Here is a 17,218-nt window from a genome sequence, read left to right as displayed (position 1 = left end):
GCCCGCCGGGAGATCAAGGCGCGCGCTTGCCCAGACGCTTGTCATACCCGTCGAGAATGCGCTTGACCAAGGCCGGGTAGTCCTCGTCGAAATGGTGGCCGCCCTCGATCGGGATCACCTCGACCCCGGTGCTCTTCAGCGTCGGACAGACATCGTCCTCCTCGTCGGTGCCGTAGACGCACTGGACGAGGGCGGGGTCGATGGTCTTCAGGTCGTCGGCCGGATCGCCATGGCCGTCGGATGCCGCGGCGCCCAGCCAGCCGAGAACGGAGATCTTGTAGTCCACCTGATGCGACACGGCGAGGAGCGAGAGCTGCGAGACGCGTGCGCGGTCGGCCGCAGGCAGGAGATTGTAGGTCCGCGGCAGCACGTCGGCGCCGAAGGAATAGCCGATCAGCAGCACGCGCTTGACGTTCCAGCGCTTGGTATAGAGCCCGATGATGCGCGACAGATCGTTGGCAACCTCCTGCGGCTCGCGCTCGGTCCAGAAATAGCGCAGCGAATCGATGCCCACGACCGGCATGCCCTGCTGCTGCAGGACATCGCCCACCTCCTTGTCGATATCGCGCCAGCCGCCGTCGCCCGAAAGCACGATGGCCATCGTATCGCGCGTCGGCTTGGCGTCGAGCACGGTCAGCGGCAGGCCGAGCGGATTGTCGTCGCCGCCCCCGTTTTCCACGAGGCCGGACAGCGCGTCGGAAAAATCCTGCCAGATCTCGCCGTCGCTGTCCTGAACGTCGATGTCGTCATGCTTGGCCTTCAGCGCCTCCACATGGGTCTTGCCGTCAGCGGGCGCCGCCGGGCTGAGGAGAACCGTCACGGGGTCGGGCAGCGGCCCGTCGGTCAGGCCGTATTCCATCCGATCGCCCACGGTGCGCTTGTCGGCCGGGGTACAAAGCTCGCGGGTGAGCGCGATGCCCGCCTGAGGATCGGCGGCGAGCGTATGGCCGATGGTCGCGGCGGGCGTCTGTGCCGCGATCGCCAGCGCCATGGCACCGCCCGCACCGACACCGGCGACGATGGGAAGGTCGTAGTCGGAATTGTCGAGGGAGCGCTGGATCTGCTGGCTGAGCGACTCGATGTCGGAAACCGTGTAGACGCAGTCGCCATCGTCCTTGGCAAGGGCTGCAAGATAGGAGGGCAGGTCGATACCGATGACCAGCGCCCCCTCCTCCGTCATCCGCGATGCCACGCCGTCTTCCTTCGCGCCCCAGCCGGCCGCGTCCGACAGCAGCACCACGGCGGCCTTCACCTCGCCCGAGGGCTTGAGGATGCGCGGCGCCGGGATCATGCCGGTATCGAAACCGGAGGCATTCTGGGCAAAGGCTGAACCAGGCGCCGTCGCCAGCAGGCTCAGAACCGTCAACGTCTTCAACAGTCTCATTTCTTCACGAGCCCTTTCACGCCGCCGCCGATCAGGAAGGTGGCGTCCATCAGCGACAGGATCGGACCGATCCCGCCGCCGGCTGCCATGTAACGAGGCTCCCATCGGGGATGGAACTTCGTCTTGAAGGCCTTGAGGCCCTTGAAGTTGTAGAAACGTTCGCCGTGCTCGAAGACGGTCCGCCCGACCTTGTCCCAGACCGGCGAGGACCGCCGCTCCGAAAGGCCTGCGAGCGGCGCCATGCCGAGGTTGAAGCGCTTGAAGCCGCGATCGCGCAGATGCTCCATGACCGAGACGAACAGGAAATCCATCGATCCCTTGGGTGCGTCGGGCGAAAACCGCATCAGGTCCACCGAGCCTTCTTCCAGCGTATCGGTCACCAGGATATTGGCAAAGGCGACGATCCGGCCCTCGACTTTCAGAACCGCGACCGGCTGACGGCTGAGATAATCGCGGGAGAACGCGCCGAGCGAGAACCCTTTCTCCTTGGCCTCGTGATGCGCGAGCCACGTATCGGAGACGGCCTGCAGATCGTCAAGGATCGCCGGCACATCGGCGGCCTCGATCAGCGCGAATTCCAGCCCGTCGCGCTGCCCGCGGCTCACCGTCTGGCGCAGCGTCGCCCATTTGCCGCCCTTCAGGGTAAAATTCGTCAGGTCCATCGTGGCGATTTCGCCGAGGCGAAAGGCGCGCAGGCCGGCATCCGCATAATAGGACAGCCCGGCTGGCGACACCTGATAGAACACCGGGCGGCACCCGACGGCGCGGGCGCTTTCGACGAATTGCCAGATCAGGTCGGCCCAGGCGTCGCGCGGGCCCACCGGATCGAACAGCGCGATCCAGGAGCGCGCCTGCCGGCCGTACATGATGAAGGCGCGGTTATCATGGGAAAACATCAGGCTCTTGTCGCCCATCAGCACGAGATTGGCATCCGACATGCCCTGCTGCGCGATGATCGCCATGGCCCTGTCGAGATCGGCGGGCAAGGGCGTTTCGATCGTGCCGCGCGCCGGCCGCATCAGGCTCCAGAAGGCGATGGCGCCGGAAAAGAGCACGAGGCCGAGCACGGCGCGCAGGCCGCGCGGCGCCTCGGCCGAGAGCTCGAACTCCCACCAGAGTCGGTTGGAATATTCGACGTCGCGATAGACGAACAGGAGCACGGCCACGGCAAACAGGCAGAGCGCACCCATGGCGGTCAGCCACGGCACCGTCAGCGCCGTGCTGGTCATGGTCGCCGGCCGCGTGAACACGCGGCGGCTGATGAGCAGGCTGACGATGAAGAAGGCGAGAAGCGCCGCCTCGAACAGGGCCACGGCCTTGACCAGCGAGAGCAGGAGAGCCGCGAGCGACAGGCCGAGGGCTGCCCACCACGCCCCGTCGAGCCGGCGCGCGAGGCCGCGTGCCGCGATCAACAGCGCAAGGCCGAGCACGCTCGCCAGAAAATGCGCGCCCTCGATGACCGGCAGCGGCACGTAATCCGCGAGGAAGGCGAGGTTCTCGTCCGGCGTCGGCGTCACGCTCGAAAACACCAGCATGGCCGCGAGCACGAGCGCGAGCGCCGAGAGCAGCATCGGCGTCAGACGCCCGGCAACCCGCCGCAGGCTGGAGCCGACCGGCTTGCGCGCAACCGTGCGCACCTCGGCGATGACCACGAACAGCACGGCGAGAATGAGCGGCACGACATGGTAGATCAGGCGGTAGAGCACCAGCGCGCCCAGAACCGTATCGACGCTCGCCGTCTGGCCGAGGGCGGCGACGATGACGGTCTCGAACACGCCGAGACCGGCCGGAACATGGCTGAGAACACCCAGCCCGACGGCCACCGAATAGATGGCGAGAAAGGCCGGCCAGCCGATCGTCCCTTCCGGCAGGAGCACGTAGAGCACGGAGGCGGAGGCTGCGAGATCGAGAACGGTGACGAGGAACTGGCGCGAGGCCGTGCGCGAATCCGGCAGGCGCACCGAGATGCGGGCGAAAACGAGCGGCTGCCCGTCACGCCCCGCCACCATCAGCGCCACGATGGCCGTCAGCACGAGAATGGCGACGATCCGCAGGCCGGATGCCGACAGCCAGGTGAGCGGCGCCACTTCCGGCGCGATGGCGAGAAGGCTGAGCGAGCCCACGGCGGCAAGGCCGAGGCCGAAGGCCAGCGTGACGAAGGCGATGACCCCGCCGATCTCCTCCGGCTTCAGGCCGAGCCGGGAATAGGCCCGGTAGCGGATCGCCCCGCCGCTCAACGGGCCGAAGCCCGCAGTATTGCCGACCGCATAGGCCGCAAAGGCCGTCAGGGCGACATCGTTGTAGGGCAGGCGATGCTTGACGTAGGAGAGCGCGCTGACGTCGTAGAACGTCAGGGCGAAGAAGCTGAGGCCGGTGAAGACCAGCGCAAGAACGATCGCGGTCCAGCTCGTGCTGTCGAGCGCGTCCATCACGTCCTCGTAGCGGACTTCCGACGTCAGATGCACGATGGCGATGACGACGATGGCCGCGACGAGCAGAATGGCGCCGCCGGCTGCAAACCGGCTGACGCCGCCAAAGCGGGCAAGAATGTCGCGGGGGCCGTCAGGCTCGATGCCTGTCGCGGGTGCGCCGGCGGAAGCAGGGGTGGATGGCGTCGTATCGGGAAGGGTCATGGAACCACATGCGTCTGGTAAGGGCCGGGAAAGCGCTCTTTCGCGAAGCTCTATATCGCCGGGCCGGGCTGCTTGACAGTGAACTTCCTGTAACGTTCGGCCGATGTGAAACTGCGCGAGAACGGGCCGAAGTCAAGGTCACCTCTGGCTTTCATCAGCAATTCCGGCAATACGAGGGCAGACGCGGATGTGTGCGCTCTTGAAGCGGGTGCGGACCCGGCTATCTCTCGACGCAGGTCAGGCGGGCAGAATGACGAACAGCACGAGCGGCGGAACAGACGGCAGGGCAGCGGCGGCAGAGGGCCTTCAGGACACCACGGGCGTCGCAACCGGACAGGATGCACCCCGGTCGGACCCGCCATCCGGCCTGCGCGCCACGCTGCGGCGGCTCTATTACGGCACCGATGGTCAGGCTGTCGGCTTTCAGGTGACGATCGGCATCGTCGATCTCGCCGTCATCCTGTTCTTCCTGGCGGGGCCCTATCTCACGCGCCACGGCGTCTATCTCGCCATCGACTATGCGATCGCCGCGCTGATCGCCTTCGAGCTGACGGCGCGCGCGATGATCGCCAACAAGGCCTGGCGCTTCCTCGTGCGGCCGATGACGCTGGTCGATATCGTCATTCTCGCCACGCTGCTTTTTCCCGAGACATTCTCGAACTTTGCCTTTCTCCGCGCCCTGCGCATCTGGTCCTTCAGCCAGAGCCGGGTTTTCGGCATTTTGGTCCACCGGGCCGGCTGCCGGGCGTATCAGGACGTCATCGGCGCCTGCATCAATTTCGTGACGTTTCTCTTCCTCGTCACGGGCTTCGTCTACACGGCGTTCTTCGCAACGGAATCCGGCATTACCGGCTTCGTGGATGCCCTCTATTTCACCGTGGCGACCATCACCACCACCGGCTTCGGCGACATCACCCTGCCCGGCACGCTCGGCAAGCTGACCTCCATCGTCACGATGATCTTCGGCATTTCGCTGTTCGTGCGCCTGGCACAGGCCATCGTCCGGCCGAACAAGGTGCGCTTCGCCTGCCCGCAATGCGGCCTGAACCGGCACGATGCCGATGCCGTCCACTGCAAGGCTTGCGGTCACATCCTGAACATTCCCGACGAAGGCCTCTGATCGACCGGAAAAACCGGCACGCTCCAGACCCGCGCAAGCATCGACAGGCTTGATGAGAGCCGGATGTCTCCACGTGTCGCAGCCCTCGGCAACGCGCGGGCGCATTGTGCCGATCTGGCACACACTTGTCCTAGGCAAGCCTGCCGGCTCCTGTTATATTTCGATTTGCGGAAACAGTCATGACGGAAACGATCCTGCTGGCACTCTACACGCTCGTGGCGCTGTTCTTTCTTGAGACGACGTTTCGCGAAGGCGAGATGGCACGGGTCAAGGGCTGGGACATCATGCGGGTCGCAGGCCTGCTCTATTGCGTCGTCTGGCCGCTGATGGTCCTGCACGTCACCATTCTCGCCTATCGCGACCGGCATGCCCGCTGACGAAGCGGAGACGAGCGCAGACATCCGCACCCGACGCATCGCGTCGCCGCCACACTGGACTCCCCGGAAAGACGGGCTCATAGGGCAGCAGGCATAACAGCAGCACAGCGTAGCCGAGGGCGTCCGACACGACGCCCGGCGCTGGCAGGCGGGCGACGATCAGACGGAGACGATGACGCGGCATGACGAGTGTGAAGAAGGGTCGTTCGGGACGCGTATTCTTTGCCATGGCCGTTCTCGTCGTCTTCACGGCGATCGTCGGGACGGTGCTGGGTGCAAACGACCTGCGCAACCTCAATCTGGTCCTGGCGCATTTCGGCTATCCCACGGTGAAGCTGGAGCAGCTCTTCCCCGCTGACGTCACGCCCTCCAAAACCGCCCCCGGCCTCGTCATCCCGGCCGTGCGCCTCGTCAAGGGCATCCGCCTGCCGGCGCCCACCATTCAGGTTCCCCGCTATGCGCGCGCCAACCTGGACGGAATTCCCACCACCTTCGTCCGGGCCATCCGCATGGATCCGCGCAAGCTGTGCGACGCGTTGCGCACCAACGGCTTTCCCGAGATCACCTGGACGGCCGGCGCGGTGAACGGGCGCGGATCCGAATGCTCCTCCTTCCTATCGATCGGAAAGGGCGTGGCCGCAAGCGCCGCCCCGCCGCCGGCGCTGCCGATCGAGAACCTCGAACTGCGCACCGGCGACGACGCCGATCCCGACAACGAGCCTCTGGTGGACGCCCCGCCGGACGAGCCGCCGCCACCGCAGCACTCCTCCGTCTTCGTGCTGCTGAAGGGCGATCTCCAGGGCCGCGTGCTTTCCTTCCGCGTCAAATTCAACATCGAGCTCGAGGCCGATCGCGCCGCCGTGATCGCGGCCGGCAGCCGGGCTGTCGAATCCTTCCTCGAGCAGGTGCACTGGCAGGACGACGGCGAGATGCTCCGCCAGATCGCCGCACTGCAGGAATTCGACAGGGACGACTTCGGCAGCCACATTCTGTTCAAGCGGGAAATGGGCGATCTGCCGCGTTTCAACTTTCTCGCCCGCCAGAGCGACAAGCCGCGTCGCAAGATCAGCGACGCCTTCTTCGATCCCTTCGCCTGGTTGCCGCTGAGCGATGCCGGCCTCTCGCTGTGGATGCCGAAGAGCGCGCTCCACAGCTTCAAGCTCCCGCCCTTCCCCGGCCAATGACCGCACGCGCGGACCAGCACAGCGCATAACATTAGAATTTTAGGATTAACCAATAGACAAGGCTTTTGAGATGCCTGGTTGCTAAAATTCCGCGGCTTTAATAAATCATTAAGTGCAAATATTGATCGGCTGAATACTTACTGAAAGCCGAGTTTAGAGGGCGCCTTGGTGTATCAATACGGCACAAACCTTTGCCGTTGCATACAAACCGGGTGCGCCTTGCCCATTCATCACGTCACATCGACGACAAAGCTTTAGTTGCAGGGAAACAGCCAATGAGCACCCATCCCATACTGCAAAGAATTGGTCGTAACGAAGCCCGCGTCGCTGGACGTGATGCCGGCGTGCGTCTGCCCATGCTGGAAACCATTCTGGCCGAGACCTTGCTGGCAAACGACAACATCCCCACCCTGTCAGCGCGCACGCGTCCGCTCAAGCCGATCCAGTTTGCCCTGAAGCGGGCGATGGACGTCAGCGGCGCGCTTGCCGGCCTGATCATTCTGGCCCCGATCCTTCTCCTGATCGCCATCCTAATCCGCCTGGAGAGCAAGGGGCCCGTCTTCTTCCGCCAGATGCGCACGGGCCGGAACGAAGTGCCGTTCGAAATCCTGAAATTCCGCTCGATGTATGTCGAGCAATGCGACCACGCCGGCGTGCGGCTGACGGTCGATGGCGATCCCCGCGTCACGCGGATGGGCCGGTTCCTGCGCAAGACCAGCCTCGACGAAATCCCCCAGCTCTGGAACGTCGTGGTCGGCCATATGTCGCTCGTCGGACCCCGCCCGCATGTACCCGACATGATCGCAGGCGGCATGAACTATGCGGACCTCGTCCGCGGCTATGAGAACCGCCATCTGGTTCGGCCGGGATTGACGGGCCTTGCCCAGTCCCGCGGCCTTCGTGGCCCGACGACGGACCGCGACATGGCCATCCGCCGCATCCTGAGCGACGTGGAATATATCAGGACCTTCTCCATCCTGCTCGACATCCGCATCCTCGTCCGCACCATCATCAACGAACTGCGGGGCGGCACCGGCTCCTGACCGGACACCTCCCCGTCGGATCGGACGGCGCGGGCCGAAATGCCCGCGCCGTCGTTTGCGCAAGGCGACCGGGTCCCCCGTTGCCCAGACGACCGGGCCGCCCGTTGCCCAGACGGCCGGGCCGCCAGTTGCCCAGACGGCCGGGAAAGCGCATGATCGCGCCGGCATGATCGACAAGCTCGAATTCTTCATCGCTCTCGCGCAGGAACGGCATTTCGGCCGTGCCGCCGAGCAATGCGGCATCACCCAGCCGACGCTGTCCGCCGCCATCCGCCAGCTTGAAGACAACCTCGGCGTCATGCTCGTCAATCGCGGCTCCCGCTTTCAGGGGCTGACGCCGGAAGGCCAGCGGGTGCTGGAATGGGCCCGCCGCATCGTCGGCGATGCCCGCACGATGCGTCAGGAGATGCGGGCGGCCAAGAAGGGGCTCGTCGGCCATATCCGGCTCGCGGCCGTCCCGACCACGCTTGCGATGGTGCCGCGGCTGACCGCCCCCTTTCAGGAAACGCATCCCGAGGTCACCTTCTCCGTGCTCTCGACCACGTCCTCGAAAATGCTCGGCCTTCTGGAAAATCTCGAGATCGACGCGGGCCTCACCTATCTCGACAACGAGCCGGTGGGTCGGGTGACCAGCGTGCCCCTGCTGATGGAGCGATATCACCTCGTCACGGCCTCCGGCACGCCGCTGTCCGACCGGGCGTCCGTGACCTGGGCGGAAGCCAGCACCATTCGGCTTTGCCTATTGACCAACGACATGCAGAACCGCCGGATCATCAACCAGCACTTCGGCGCGGCCGGCGTCCAGGCCCGCCCGACGCTCGAATCCAACTCGATGATCGTGCTGTTCTCCCACATCCGCACGGGCCAGTGGGCCAGCATCATGCCCTACAACGTCGCGAAATCCTTCGGCTTTCACGATGATATCCATGTGATCCCGATCGAGGAGCCGGATGCCGGCCACCTCGTCGGTCTGGTGGCGACACACCGCGAACCCTATACGCCACTGGTCTCGGCCCTGCTGCACGAGGCGCGCAAGCTCGCCGAACAGCAAGGCCTCTGATAGAGATCCTCTATCGCTCCACGGTTCTTCCATATTGCGCGCGCGCGCCATCTCTGAGACCTTTGCCAGCCGACGCCAGGTTTCCGTCTCCTCGACAGGACCCGCTTGGAGGAGGCCGGCGACATCGCCGGCGCGTCGCGGACAGATCAGGAGGAGCCGGGTGGATCGACACCGTGTCAGCAGCGACCTCGCCACGAGCGTCGCCGAGATCGTTTCCGATATGAAGCATCTGGAAGGCCCGCTGCTGCCGATCCTGCATGCCGTGCAGCACACGTTCGGGCATGTTCCGAATGAGGCCGTTCCGATGATCGCCACGGGGCTGAACCTGTCGCGCGCCGAGGTTCACGGCGTCGTCACCTTCTACCACGACTACCGCAGCCATCCCGCAGGGCGGCATGTGCTGAAACTCTGTCGCGCAGAGGCGTGCCAGGCCATGGGCGGCGACCGTCTGGGCGAACGGGCGAAAAACCGCCTCGGCATCGATTTCCACCAGACGACAGCGGACGGCGTGGTGACGCTGGAGCCGGTCTTCTGTCTCGGGCTCTGTTCCACCGCACCCGCCGCCATGCTGGACGGCGCGGTGCACGGGCGGCTGGACGCCGAGGGGCTCGACACGCTTCTGGCGGAGGTGGGCGCATGACCCGCATCTTCATCGCCCGCGACGCCGCAGCCCTTGCCGTCGGTGCGGACCGCGTCGCCGGGCGCCTCGCGCAGGAAGCAGCAGCCCGCGGGCTCGATCTCACCATCGTGCGCACCGGCTCGCGCGGCCTGCACTGGCTGGAGCCGCTGGTGGAGGTGGAGACGCCGGAGGGCCGCATCGCCTACGGTCCCGTCACACCGGCCGACGTCGTCCCCCTGCTCGACGCCGGCCTCCTCGGCGCCGAAAGGCCTGCGGCCGGCCATCATCCGCTCTTCCTCGGCCCGACCGAGGAGATCCCGTTCCTCAAAACTCAGACCCGCCTCACCTTCGCCCGCTGTGGCATCGTCGATCCGCTGTCCCTCGACGACTACCGCGCCCATGGCGGGCTTGCCGGCCTGACCCGAGCGGCCGCGATGCCTCCCGAGGCGATCGTCGAGGCCGTCACCCTTTCCGGCCTGCGCGGCCGCGGCGGCGCCGGCTTCCCGACCGGCATCAAGTGGAAGACCGTCCTCGACTGTCCGGACGCGCGGAAATACATCGTCTGCAATGCCGACGAAGGCGACAGCGGCACCTTTGCCGACCGGATGATCATGGAAGGCGACCCTTTCGTCGTCATCGAGGGCATGGCGATCGCGGGTCTGGCGACCGGTGCCACCAAGGGCTTCGTCTATATCCGCTCGGAATATCCCCACGCCATCGACACGATGACGCGTGCCGTCGGCATCGCCCGGCGCGCCGGCATGCTCGGCACGTCCGTGCTCGGACAGGGTCGCAGCTTCGATATCGAGATCCGCACGGGCGCGGGTGCCTATGTCTGCGGCGAGGAAACCGCGCTCCTCAACTCTCTTGAGGGCAAACGCGGCGTGGTCCGCGCCAAGCCGCCGCTGCCGGCGCACAAAGGCCTGTTCGGCCAGCCGACGGTCATCAACAACGTCATCTCGCTCGCCTCGGTGCCCATCATCCTCGACAAGGGTCCCGAACACTATCGCGACTTCGGCATGGGCCGGTCCCGCGGCACGATCCCCATCCAGATCGCCGGCAACGCCCGCCAGACCGGCCTTTACGAGGTCGCCTTCGGCCTGACGCTCGGCGAAATCGTCGATACCGTGGCCGGCGGCACCGCCACGGGACGTCCCGTCAAGGCGGTGCAGGTGGGCGGCCCCCTCGGCGCTTATTTCCCGCGCGCTTTGTTCGACACGCCCTTCGACTACGAGGCCTTTGCGGCCGCCGGCGGCCTCATCGGTCACGCCGGCATCACCGTCTTCGACGACACCGCCGACATGCTGAAACAGGCCCGCTTCGCCATGGAATTCTGCGCCGTGGAAAGCTGCGGCAAGTGCACGCCCTGCCGCATCGGCTCGACCCGCGGCGTGGAGGTCGTCGATCGCATCGGCCGCGGCATCGAGCCGGAAAAGAACCTCGCGCTGTTGACCGACCTCTGCAACACCATGAAGTTCGGCTCGCTCTGCGCACTGGGCGGCTTCACGCCCTACCCCGTCATGAGTGCCGTGACGCATTTCCCGGACGATTTCGTTGCGGCACCGGTCGTGGAGGCTGCGGAATGATGAATGCGTTCAACACCGCAGTGGCTCGTGGGCAGCCCCTCACCCTAACTCTCTCCCCGCATGCGGGGAGAGAGGACGTGGCCTGCTCGCCGTTTTCGAACAGGGCAAAATCGCGCCACCCGTCCCTTCTCCCCATCCTGATGGGGAGAAGGTGCCGGCAGGCGGATGAGGGGCAACCCCACGGCAACACCGCCCACACCACCACACCGCACCCGCATCTTTCAGGAGACCCCCATGCTTCTCGTTCCTGAAACCGATTTCGGCACCCCCGCCTCCCGCGCGGAAAAGCTGGTGACGCTGACCATTGACGGTCGCGAAATCACCGTGCCCGAGGGAACCTCCATCATGCGCGCATCGATGGAGGCGGGCATTCAGGTGCCGAAGCTCTGCGCGACGGATATGGTCGATGCCTTCGGCTCCTGTCGGCTCTGTCTGATCGAGATCGACGGGCGCAACGGCACGCCGGCCTCCTGCACGACCCCGGTCGCGCCGGGCCTCGTCGTCCACACCCAGACGGCGCGGCTGAAGGACATCCGCAAGGGCGTGATGGAGCTTTATATTTCCGACCACCCGCTCGACTGTCTGACCTGCGCGGCGAACGGCGATTGCGAACTGCAGGACATGGCCGGTGCGGTCGGCCTGCGCGACGTGCGCTACGGTTATGACGGCAACAACCACGTGAAGGCGCGCGATGGCGACGGCACCAATGCCCGCTGGATGCCGAAGGACGAATCCAACCCCTACTTCACCTACGACCCGTCCAAATGCATCGTCTGTTCGCGCTGTGTGCGGGCCTGCGAGGAGGTGCAGGGCACGTTTGCACTGACCATCGAGGGCCGTGGCTTCGAGAGCCGCGTTTCGCCCGGCCAGCACGAGGATTTTCTGTCCTCGGAATGCGTCTCCTGCGGCGCCTGCGTGCAGGCCTGTCCCACCGCGACGCTCACCGAAAAATCCGTCATATCCATCGGCCAGCCGGAGCATTCGGTCGTCACCACCTGCGCCTATTGCGGCGTCGGCTGTTCCTTCAAGGCGGAAATGCGGGGCGAGGAGCTGGTGCGCATGGTGCCGTGGAAGGACGGCCAAGCCAATCGCGGTCATTCCTGCGTCAAGGGCCGCTTCGCCTATGGCTACTCCACCCACAAGGAGCGCATCCTCCATCCGATGATCCGCGAAAAGGTGACCGACCCCTGGCGGGAGGTCAGCTGGGAGGAGGCGCTTGCCCACACGGCGGCCGAGTTCCGCCGCATCCAGTACCAGTACGGCCGCGAGTCGATCGGCGGCATCACCTCCTCGCGCTGCACCAATGAGGAGACCTATCTGGTCCAGAAGCTGATCCGCGCGGGCTTTCGCAACAACAATGTCGATACCTGCGCCCGCGTCTGCCACTCGCCGACCGGCTATGGCCTCGGCCAGGCCTTCGGCACTTCGGCCGGCACGCAGAACTTCGATTCGGTCGAACAGACCGATGTCGTCATCGTCATCGGCGCCAACCCGACCGACGGCCATCCCGTGTTCGGCTCGCGGTTGAAGAAGCGGCTGCAGCAAGGCGCGAAGCTGATCGTCATCGATCCCCGCCGCATCGATCTCGTCCGCTCGCCCCATGTGGAGGCAGCCTTCCACCTGCCGCTGCGGCCCGGCACCAATGTCGCCGTCGTCACGGCGCTCGCCCATGTCATCGTCACCGAGGGCCTCTGCGACGAGAACTTCATCCGCAACCGATGCGACTGGTCGGAGTTCGAGGACTGGGCCGGCTTCGTTTCCGAAGAGCGCCACAGCCCGGAAGCGACCGAAGCGCTCACCGGCGTGCCGGCTGACGCGCTCCGGGGTGCTGCCCGCCTGTTTGCCACGGGCGGCAATGGCTCGATCTATTACGGCCTTGGGGTCACCGAGCACAGCCAGGGCTCCACCACCGTCATGGCGATCGCCAATCTGGCCATGGCGACCGGCAATATCGGCCGCCCCGGCGTCGGCGTGAACCCGCTGCGCGGGCAGAACAATGTGCAGGGCTCCTGCGATATGGGCTCCTTCCCCCACGAGCTGCCGGGCTATCGTCATGTGTCGGACGACGCCACCCGCGATATCTTCGAAAAACTCTGGGGCGTGACGATCTCCGACGAGCCGGGCCTGCGCATTCCCAACATGCTGGATGCCGCCGTCGATGGCTCCTTCAAGGGGCTCTATATCCAGGGCGAGGACATTCTCCAGTCCGACCCGGATACCAAGCACGTCGCGGCCGGCCTCGCCGCGATGGAATGCGTCGTCGTGCAGGACCTGTTCCTCAACGAAACGGCGAACTACGCCCACGTCTTCCTGCCGGGCTCGACCTTCCTCGAGAAGGACGGCACCTTCACCAATGCCGAACGCCGCATCAACCGCGTCCGCAAGGTGATGACCCCGCGCAACGGCTATGCCGACTGGGAGGTGACGCAGAACCTCGCCCGCGCCATGGGCCTCTCGTGGACCTACACCCACCCGTCGCAGATCATGGACGAGATCGCCGCGACGACGCCGAGCTTCGCGAAGGTCTCCTACGCCTATCTGGAGGAAAAGGGCTCCGTGCAATGGCCCTGCAACGAGGCGGCGCCCGAGGGGTCGCCGATCATGCATGTCGACGGCTTCGTGCGCGGCAAGGGCAAGTTCATCCGCACGGAATATGTCGCGACCGACGAGAAGACCGGCCCGCGCTTCCCGCTGCTTCTGACCACCGGCCGCATCCTCAGCCAGTACAATGTCGGCGCGCAGACGCGGCGCACCGAAAACGTCGTCTGGCACGAGGAGGACCGGCTGGAGATCCACCCGCACGATGCCGAGCTGCGCGGCATTCGCGACGGCGACTGGGTGCGGCTGGCGAGCCGCTCGGGCGACACGACGCTGCGCGCGCTGATCACGGACCGGGTTGCGACCGGCGTCGTCTACACCACATTCCACCACCCGACGACACAGGCAAACGTCATCACCACGGACTTTTCCGACTGGGCCACAAACTGCCCGGAATACAAGGTCACCGCCGTGCAGATCTCGCCTTCGAACGGCCCGTCGGAATGGCAGGCCGAATATGAAGACCAGGCCCGCCGGTCGCGCCGCATCGCCGCCAAGCTCGAGGCTGCGGAATGAGACCCGCGGCAAACGGCCGGACGGTGGACAGAGCGGGGATCGCGCTTAGATGATGCCCATGACCCACACCGAAGTGATCCCATCCACCGCCACGCCCCTCGCCCGCACCGTGCCGCAGCTTTCCCGCCGCAACGGTCGCATCCGCCCGGCCACCCGCATCGTTCCCGAGGAGACGCCCGTTGCCTTCAGCTATGGCGGCTCCACCCATGCGGTGATGATGGCGACGCCCGCGGATTTCGAGGATTTCGCCACCGGCTTCAGCCTCACGGAAGGCATCATTGCCGATCCCGCCGACATCGAGGGCATCGAGGCCGTGGAGACGCCGGACGGCTACGACCTGCAGATCACCCTGCGCGACGCGCGGCACGAGGCGCTGGTCACCCGCCGCCGGCACATGGCCGGACCCGTCGGCTGCGGTCTCTGCGGCATCGAATCGCTGGAGCAGGCCGTGCGCGAGACACCCTCCGTCTCCGCCTCCAGCCTCGGCTTGACGCCGGGCGAGATCGCGCAAGCCGTCGCCCTGCTGAACACGCGGCAGCCGCTTCATGCCGAGACGCGTGCCGTCCACGGCGCCGGCTTCTATACGCCCGGCCAGGGTCTGGTCGCGGTGCGCGAGGATGTCGGCCGGCACAATGCGCTCGACAAGCTGGCCGGCGCCGCAGCCCGCCAGGGATACAAGGGTACGGACGGTGCCGTCGTCGTCACGAGCCGGGTGTCCGTCGAGATGGTCCAGAAGACGGCCATTCTCGGCAGCCCCTTCATCATCGCCATCTCCGCGCCGACGGCGCTGGCCATCCGCACCGCCGAAAAAGCAGGCATGACGCTGGTGGCGCTGGTGCGCGGCGAGGAGTTCGAGGTTTTCACGCATGCGGACCGCATCGTCCACGCCGAGGAGAGGACGAGCCATGTCGCCTGAGAACGCGCAGAACACCCATCCCGGCGAAGACGGACCGCGACAGGGCACGAACGCCAAGCTCGTGCGCATGGCCAACCAGATCGCCACCTTCTTCCGCTCGCAACCGCACGAGGACGGGCCGGCCGGCGTCGCCATCCATATCAACAAGTTCTGGGAGCCGCGCATGCGCGGCGCCTTCTTCGCGCTGATCGAACAGGGAGATGCCGGCTTCGATCCGCTGGTTCTGGCCGCCGCCCCGCTGATCAAGCGACCGCATTCGAAAGAGGATGCCGTAGGCCTTGGCGCGGATGCCGCACGCGGCGCGCCCGGCGGCAAGGGGACCGCGGCCGGCGAATCGCTGTCCGAGCCGAACATGCCGGAGACGACGTAAGACCCCGCGCAGGCGCGAGGGATCTGCGGTGTGGAGGCTGCGGATCCTTGGAAGTGCCTGCGACGACGCAGACCAACCGCCCGAGGAGGGGCGTAGAGGAGGAGGACCACCATGTCGGCAACGACGCAACCACTCGGCATTCCCGCGTCTGCGGGACTGCTCGACCGGGAACGCATCATTGCGAAACCCGGCTTCAACCGCTGGCTGGTGCCGCCGGCAGCGCTTGCCATCCATCTCTGCATCGGCATGGCCTATGGCTTCAGCGTCTTCTGGCTGCCCCTGTCGAAGGCGATCGGCATCTCCGCACCCGCGGCCTGCGCCGATCTCACGCTCGGCTCCGCCCTCTTCACCACCACCTGCGACTGGCGGGTGAGCGATCTCGGCTGGATCTACACGCTGTTCTTCGTGCTGCTCGGCTCGTCCGCGGCCATCTGGGGCGGCTGGCTGGAGAAGGTCGGTCCGCGCAAGGCCGCGACCGTCTCGGCCTTCTGCTGGTGCGGCGGCATCCTCATCGCCGCTCTCGGCGTCGCAACGCACCAGCTCTGGCTGATGTGGCTCGGTGCGGGCGTCATCGGCGGCATCGGGCTTGGCCTCGGCTATATCTCGCCCGTCTCCACCCTCATCAAATGGTTTCCCGACCGGCGCGGCATGGCGACGGGCATGGCGATCATGGGCTTTGGCGGCGGCGCCATGATCGGCGCGCCGCTCGCCAATATCCTGATGACGCATTTCCGTTCGGACACGTCGGTCGGCGTCTGGCAGACCTTCGTGGTGATGGCGCTCGGCTATCTCGTCTTCATGCTGGCCGGCGCCTTCGGCTACCGCATCCCGCCCGCCGGCTGGCGCCCGGAAGGCTGGACCCCGCCCGCCGCCAAGAGCAGCATGATCACCACGCGCCACGTGCATCTGCGCGACGCGCACAAGACGAAGCAGTTCTGGCTGATCTGGGCCGTGCTCTGCCTCAACGTCTCCGCCGGCATCGGCGTCATCGGCATGGCCTCGCCCATGCTGCAGGAGATCTTCGCCGGCGCGCTGATCGGCGCACCGGGCGTCGCCTTCACCGACATGTCGAAAGAGCAGCTGGCGGGGGTCGCCGCGATCGCTGCCGGCTTCACCGGGCTTCTGTCGCTCTTCAATATCGGCGGGCGTTTCTTCTGGGCCTCGCTGTCCGACAGGATCGGGCGCAAGAACACCTATTTCTGCTTCTTCCTGATCGGCATCGTCCTCTATGCCCTGGCGCCCTGGGCGGCCGGGATCCAGAGCAAGCTGTTCTTCGTCGGCATGCTCTGCATCATCCTGTCGATGTATGGCGGCGGCTTCGCCACCATTCCCGCCTATCTCGCCGATATCTTCGGCACGCAGTTCGTCGGCGCCATCCACGGCCGGCTGCTGACGGCCTGGGCGACGGCGGGCATCATCGGGCCGGTCGTGGTCAACTATATCCGCGAGGCGCAGATCGCCGCCGGACTGCCGCGCGATCAGGTCTACAACACCACCATGTACATCCTCGCCGGCATGCTGGCGCTTGGGTTGGTCGCCAATGCCTTCGTCCGGCCGCTCGCCGACAAATGGTTCATGAAGGACGCGGAGGTCGCAGCGCTTCAGGCAAAGACCGCCGCCGTCAATGCCGGCCCGTCCGGCTCCTTCGGCATCGGCCGGGGTGGCCTCGATGCGAAGGCACTTCTCGCCTGGGCCTGCGTCGGCGTGCCGCTCGCCTGGGGCGTCTGGGTCACGGTGAAGGCGAGCCTCGCGCTCTTCGGCTGAACGCGAAAAAGCCCTTCACGCGGTCGCGCGAAGGGCTTTCATATCCGA

At 66.1% G+C, this 17,218-nt stretch carries 13 protein-coding genes; 11 read left to right on the top strand and 2 right to left on the bottom strand.

Annotated elements, in window-relative coordinates; genetic code table 11:
* Positions 1-13: 13 nt before the first annotated feature.
* Positions 14-1,384 (bottom strand): virulence factor family protein, encoded by a 1,371-nt coding sequence (locus tag LRX75_RS05065; protein WP_231812426.1) that lies wholly within the window; start codon positions 1,382-1,384, stop codon positions 14-16.
* Positions 1,381-4,017 carry a bifunctional lysylphosphatidylglycerol flippase/synthetase MprF gene (gene mprF / locus LRX75_RS05060; RefSeq protein WP_269456060.1) on the bottom strand — a complete coding sequence of 879 codons (2,637 nt, stop codon included), beginning with the start codon at positions 4,015-4,017 and terminating at the stop codon, positions 1,381-1,383. Before mprF ends, LRX75_RS05065 begins: the two co-directional genes overlap by 4 nt.
* 250 nt (positions 4,018-4,267) lie before the next feature.
* Between mprF and LRX75_RS05055 the strand changes: the two genes are divergently transcribed.
* From LRX75_RS05055 to LRX75_RS05005, 11 genes are all read left to right on the top strand, one after another.
* Positions 4,268-5,137, top strand: a complete 870-nt coding sequence (locus tag LRX75_RS05055) for a potassium channel family protein (protein WP_231812424.1) — start codon at positions 4,268-4,270, stop codon at positions 5,135-5,137.
* Between the two features lie 179 nt (positions 5,138-5,316).
* Positions 5,317-5,514: a hypothetical protein gene (locus LRX75_RS05050; RefSeq protein ID WP_113149735.1), complete on the top strand. Its 198-nt coding sequence runs from the start codon at positions 5,317-5,319 to the stop codon at positions 5,512-5,514.
* A 182-nt stretch (positions 5,515-5,696) separates the two neighbouring features.
* Positions 5,697-6,698 carry a DUF6030 family protein gene (locus LRX75_RS05045; protein ID WP_231812422.1) on the top strand — a complete coding sequence of 334 codons (1,002 nt, stop codon included), beginning with the start codon at positions 5,697-5,699 and terminating at the stop codon, positions 6,696-6,698.
* Between the two features lie 275 nt (positions 6,699-6,973).
* Complete coding sequence (locus tag LRX75_RS05040) at positions 6,974-7,741, top strand: sugar transferase (RefSeq protein WP_231812420.1); 768 nt, start codon at positions 6,974-6,976, stop codon at positions 7,739-7,741.
* 166 nt (positions 7,742-7,907) lie between these two features.
* Positions 7,908-8,801 carry a LysR family transcriptional regulator gene (locus LRX75_RS05035; RefSeq protein WP_231812419.1) on the top strand — a complete coding sequence of 298 codons (894 nt, stop codon included), beginning with the start codon at positions 7,908-7,910 and terminating at the stop codon, positions 8,799-8,801.
* A gap of 220 nt (positions 8,802-9,021) precedes the next feature.
* Complete coding sequence (locus LRX75_RS05030) at positions 9,022-9,441, top strand: formate dehydrogenase subunit gamma (RefSeq protein ID WP_231812490.1); 420 nt, start codon at positions 9,022-9,024, stop codon at positions 9,439-9,441.
* Complete coding sequence (locus LRX75_RS05025) at positions 9,438-11,006, top strand: formate dehydrogenase beta subunit (RefSeq protein ID WP_231812418.1); 1,569 nt, start codon at positions 9,438-9,440, stop codon at positions 11,004-11,006. Before LRX75_RS05030 ends, LRX75_RS05025 begins: the two co-directional genes overlap by 4 nt.
* Before the next feature lie 234 nt (positions 11,007-11,240).
* Positions 11,241-14,120, top strand: a complete 2,880-nt coding sequence (gene fdhF / locus LRX75_RS05020; protein ID WP_231812416.1) for a formate dehydrogenase subunit alpha — start codon at positions 11,241-11,243, stop codon at positions 14,118-14,120.
* A gap of 58 nt (positions 14,121-14,178) precedes the next feature.
* A complete protein-coding gene (gene fdhD / locus LRX75_RS05015) occupies positions 14,179-15,036 on the top strand; it encodes a formate dehydrogenase accessory sulfurtransferase FdhD (protein ID WP_231812414.1) in 858 nt (285 codons plus the stop codon).
* Positions 15,026-15,406 (top strand): formate dehydrogenase subunit delta, encoded by a 381-nt coding sequence (locus LRX75_RS05010; RefSeq protein ID WP_231812412.1) that lies wholly within the window; start codon positions 15,026-15,028, stop codon positions 15,404-15,406. The genes fdhD and LRX75_RS05010 overlap by 11 nt, the downstream gene beginning before the upstream one ends.
* A gap of 111 nt (positions 15,407-15,517) precedes the next feature.
* Positions 15,518-17,170 carry an OFA family MFS transporter gene (locus LRX75_RS05005; protein ID WP_231812410.1) on the top strand — a complete coding sequence of 551 codons (1,653 nt, stop codon included), beginning with the start codon at positions 15,518-15,520 and terminating at the stop codon, positions 17,168-17,170.
* Positions 17,171-17,218: the final 48 nt, after the last annotated feature.

Source organism: Rhizobium quercicola (assembly GCF_021168455.1).
In the GTDB taxonomy this organism is placed as follows: Bacteria; Pseudomonadota; Alphaproteobacteria; order Rhizobiales; family Rhizobiaceae; genus Ferranicluibacter; species Ferranicluibacter quercicola.
Note: the sequence above shows the minus strand (reverse complement) of the source record. Positions and strands in the feature narration are given on the sequence as shown.

What these genes read in the sequence shown, in the direction of transcription:
- LRX75_RS05030 (WP_231812490.1), top strand. Translation starts at nt 9,022, where the DNA reads ATGAAGCATCTGGAAGGCCCGCTGCTGCCGATCCTGCATGCCGTGCAG.
- LRX75_RS05045 (WP_231812422.1), top strand. Translation starts at nt 5,697, where the DNA reads ATGACGAGTGTGAAGAAGGGTCGTTCGGGACGCGTATTCTTTGCCATG.
- LRX75_RS05065 (WP_231812426.1), bottom strand. Translation starts at nt 1,384, where the DNA reads ATGAGACTGTTGAAGACGTTGACGGTTCTGAGCCTGCTGGCGACGGCG.
- LRX75_RS05035 (WP_231812419.1), top strand. Translation starts at nt 7,908, where the DNA reads ATGATCGACAAGCTCGAATTCTTCATCGCTCTCGCGCAGGAACGGCAT.
- mprF (WP_269456060.1), bottom strand. Translation starts at nt 4,017, where the DNA reads ATGACCCTTCCCGATACGACGCCATCCACCCCTGCTTCCGCCGGCGCA.
- LRX75_RS05055 (WP_231812424.1), top strand. Translation starts at nt 4,268, where the DNA reads ATGACGAACAGCACGAGCGGCGGAACAGACGGCAGGGCAGCGGCGGCA.
- LRX75_RS05025 (WP_231812418.1), top strand. Translation starts at nt 9,438, where the DNA reads ATGACCCGCATCTTCATCGCCCGCGACGCCGCAGCCCTTGCCGTCGGT.
- LRX75_RS05005 (WP_231812410.1), top strand. Translation starts at nt 15,518, where the DNA reads ATGTCGGCAACGACGCAACCACTCGGCATTCCCGCGTCTGCGGGACTG.
- LRX75_RS05040 (WP_231812420.1), top strand. Translation starts at nt 6,974, where the DNA reads ATGAGCACCCATCCCATACTGCAAAGAATTGGTCGTAACGAAGCCCGC.
- LRX75_RS05050 (WP_113149735.1), top strand. Translation starts at nt 5,317, where the DNA reads ATGACGGAAACGATCCTGCTGGCACTCTACACGCTCGTGGCGCTGTTC.
- LRX75_RS05010 (WP_231812412.1), top strand. Translation starts at nt 15,026, where the DNA reads ATGTCGCCTGAGAACGCGCAGAACACCCATCCCGGCGAAGACGGACCG.
- fdhD (WP_231812414.1), top strand. Translation starts at nt 14,179, where the DNA reads ATGACCCACACCGAAGTGATCCCATCCACCGCCACGCCCCTCGCCCGC.
- fdhF (WP_231812416.1), top strand. Translation starts at nt 11,241, where the DNA reads ATGCTTCTCGTTCCTGAAACCGATTTCGGCACCCCCGCCTCCCGCGCG.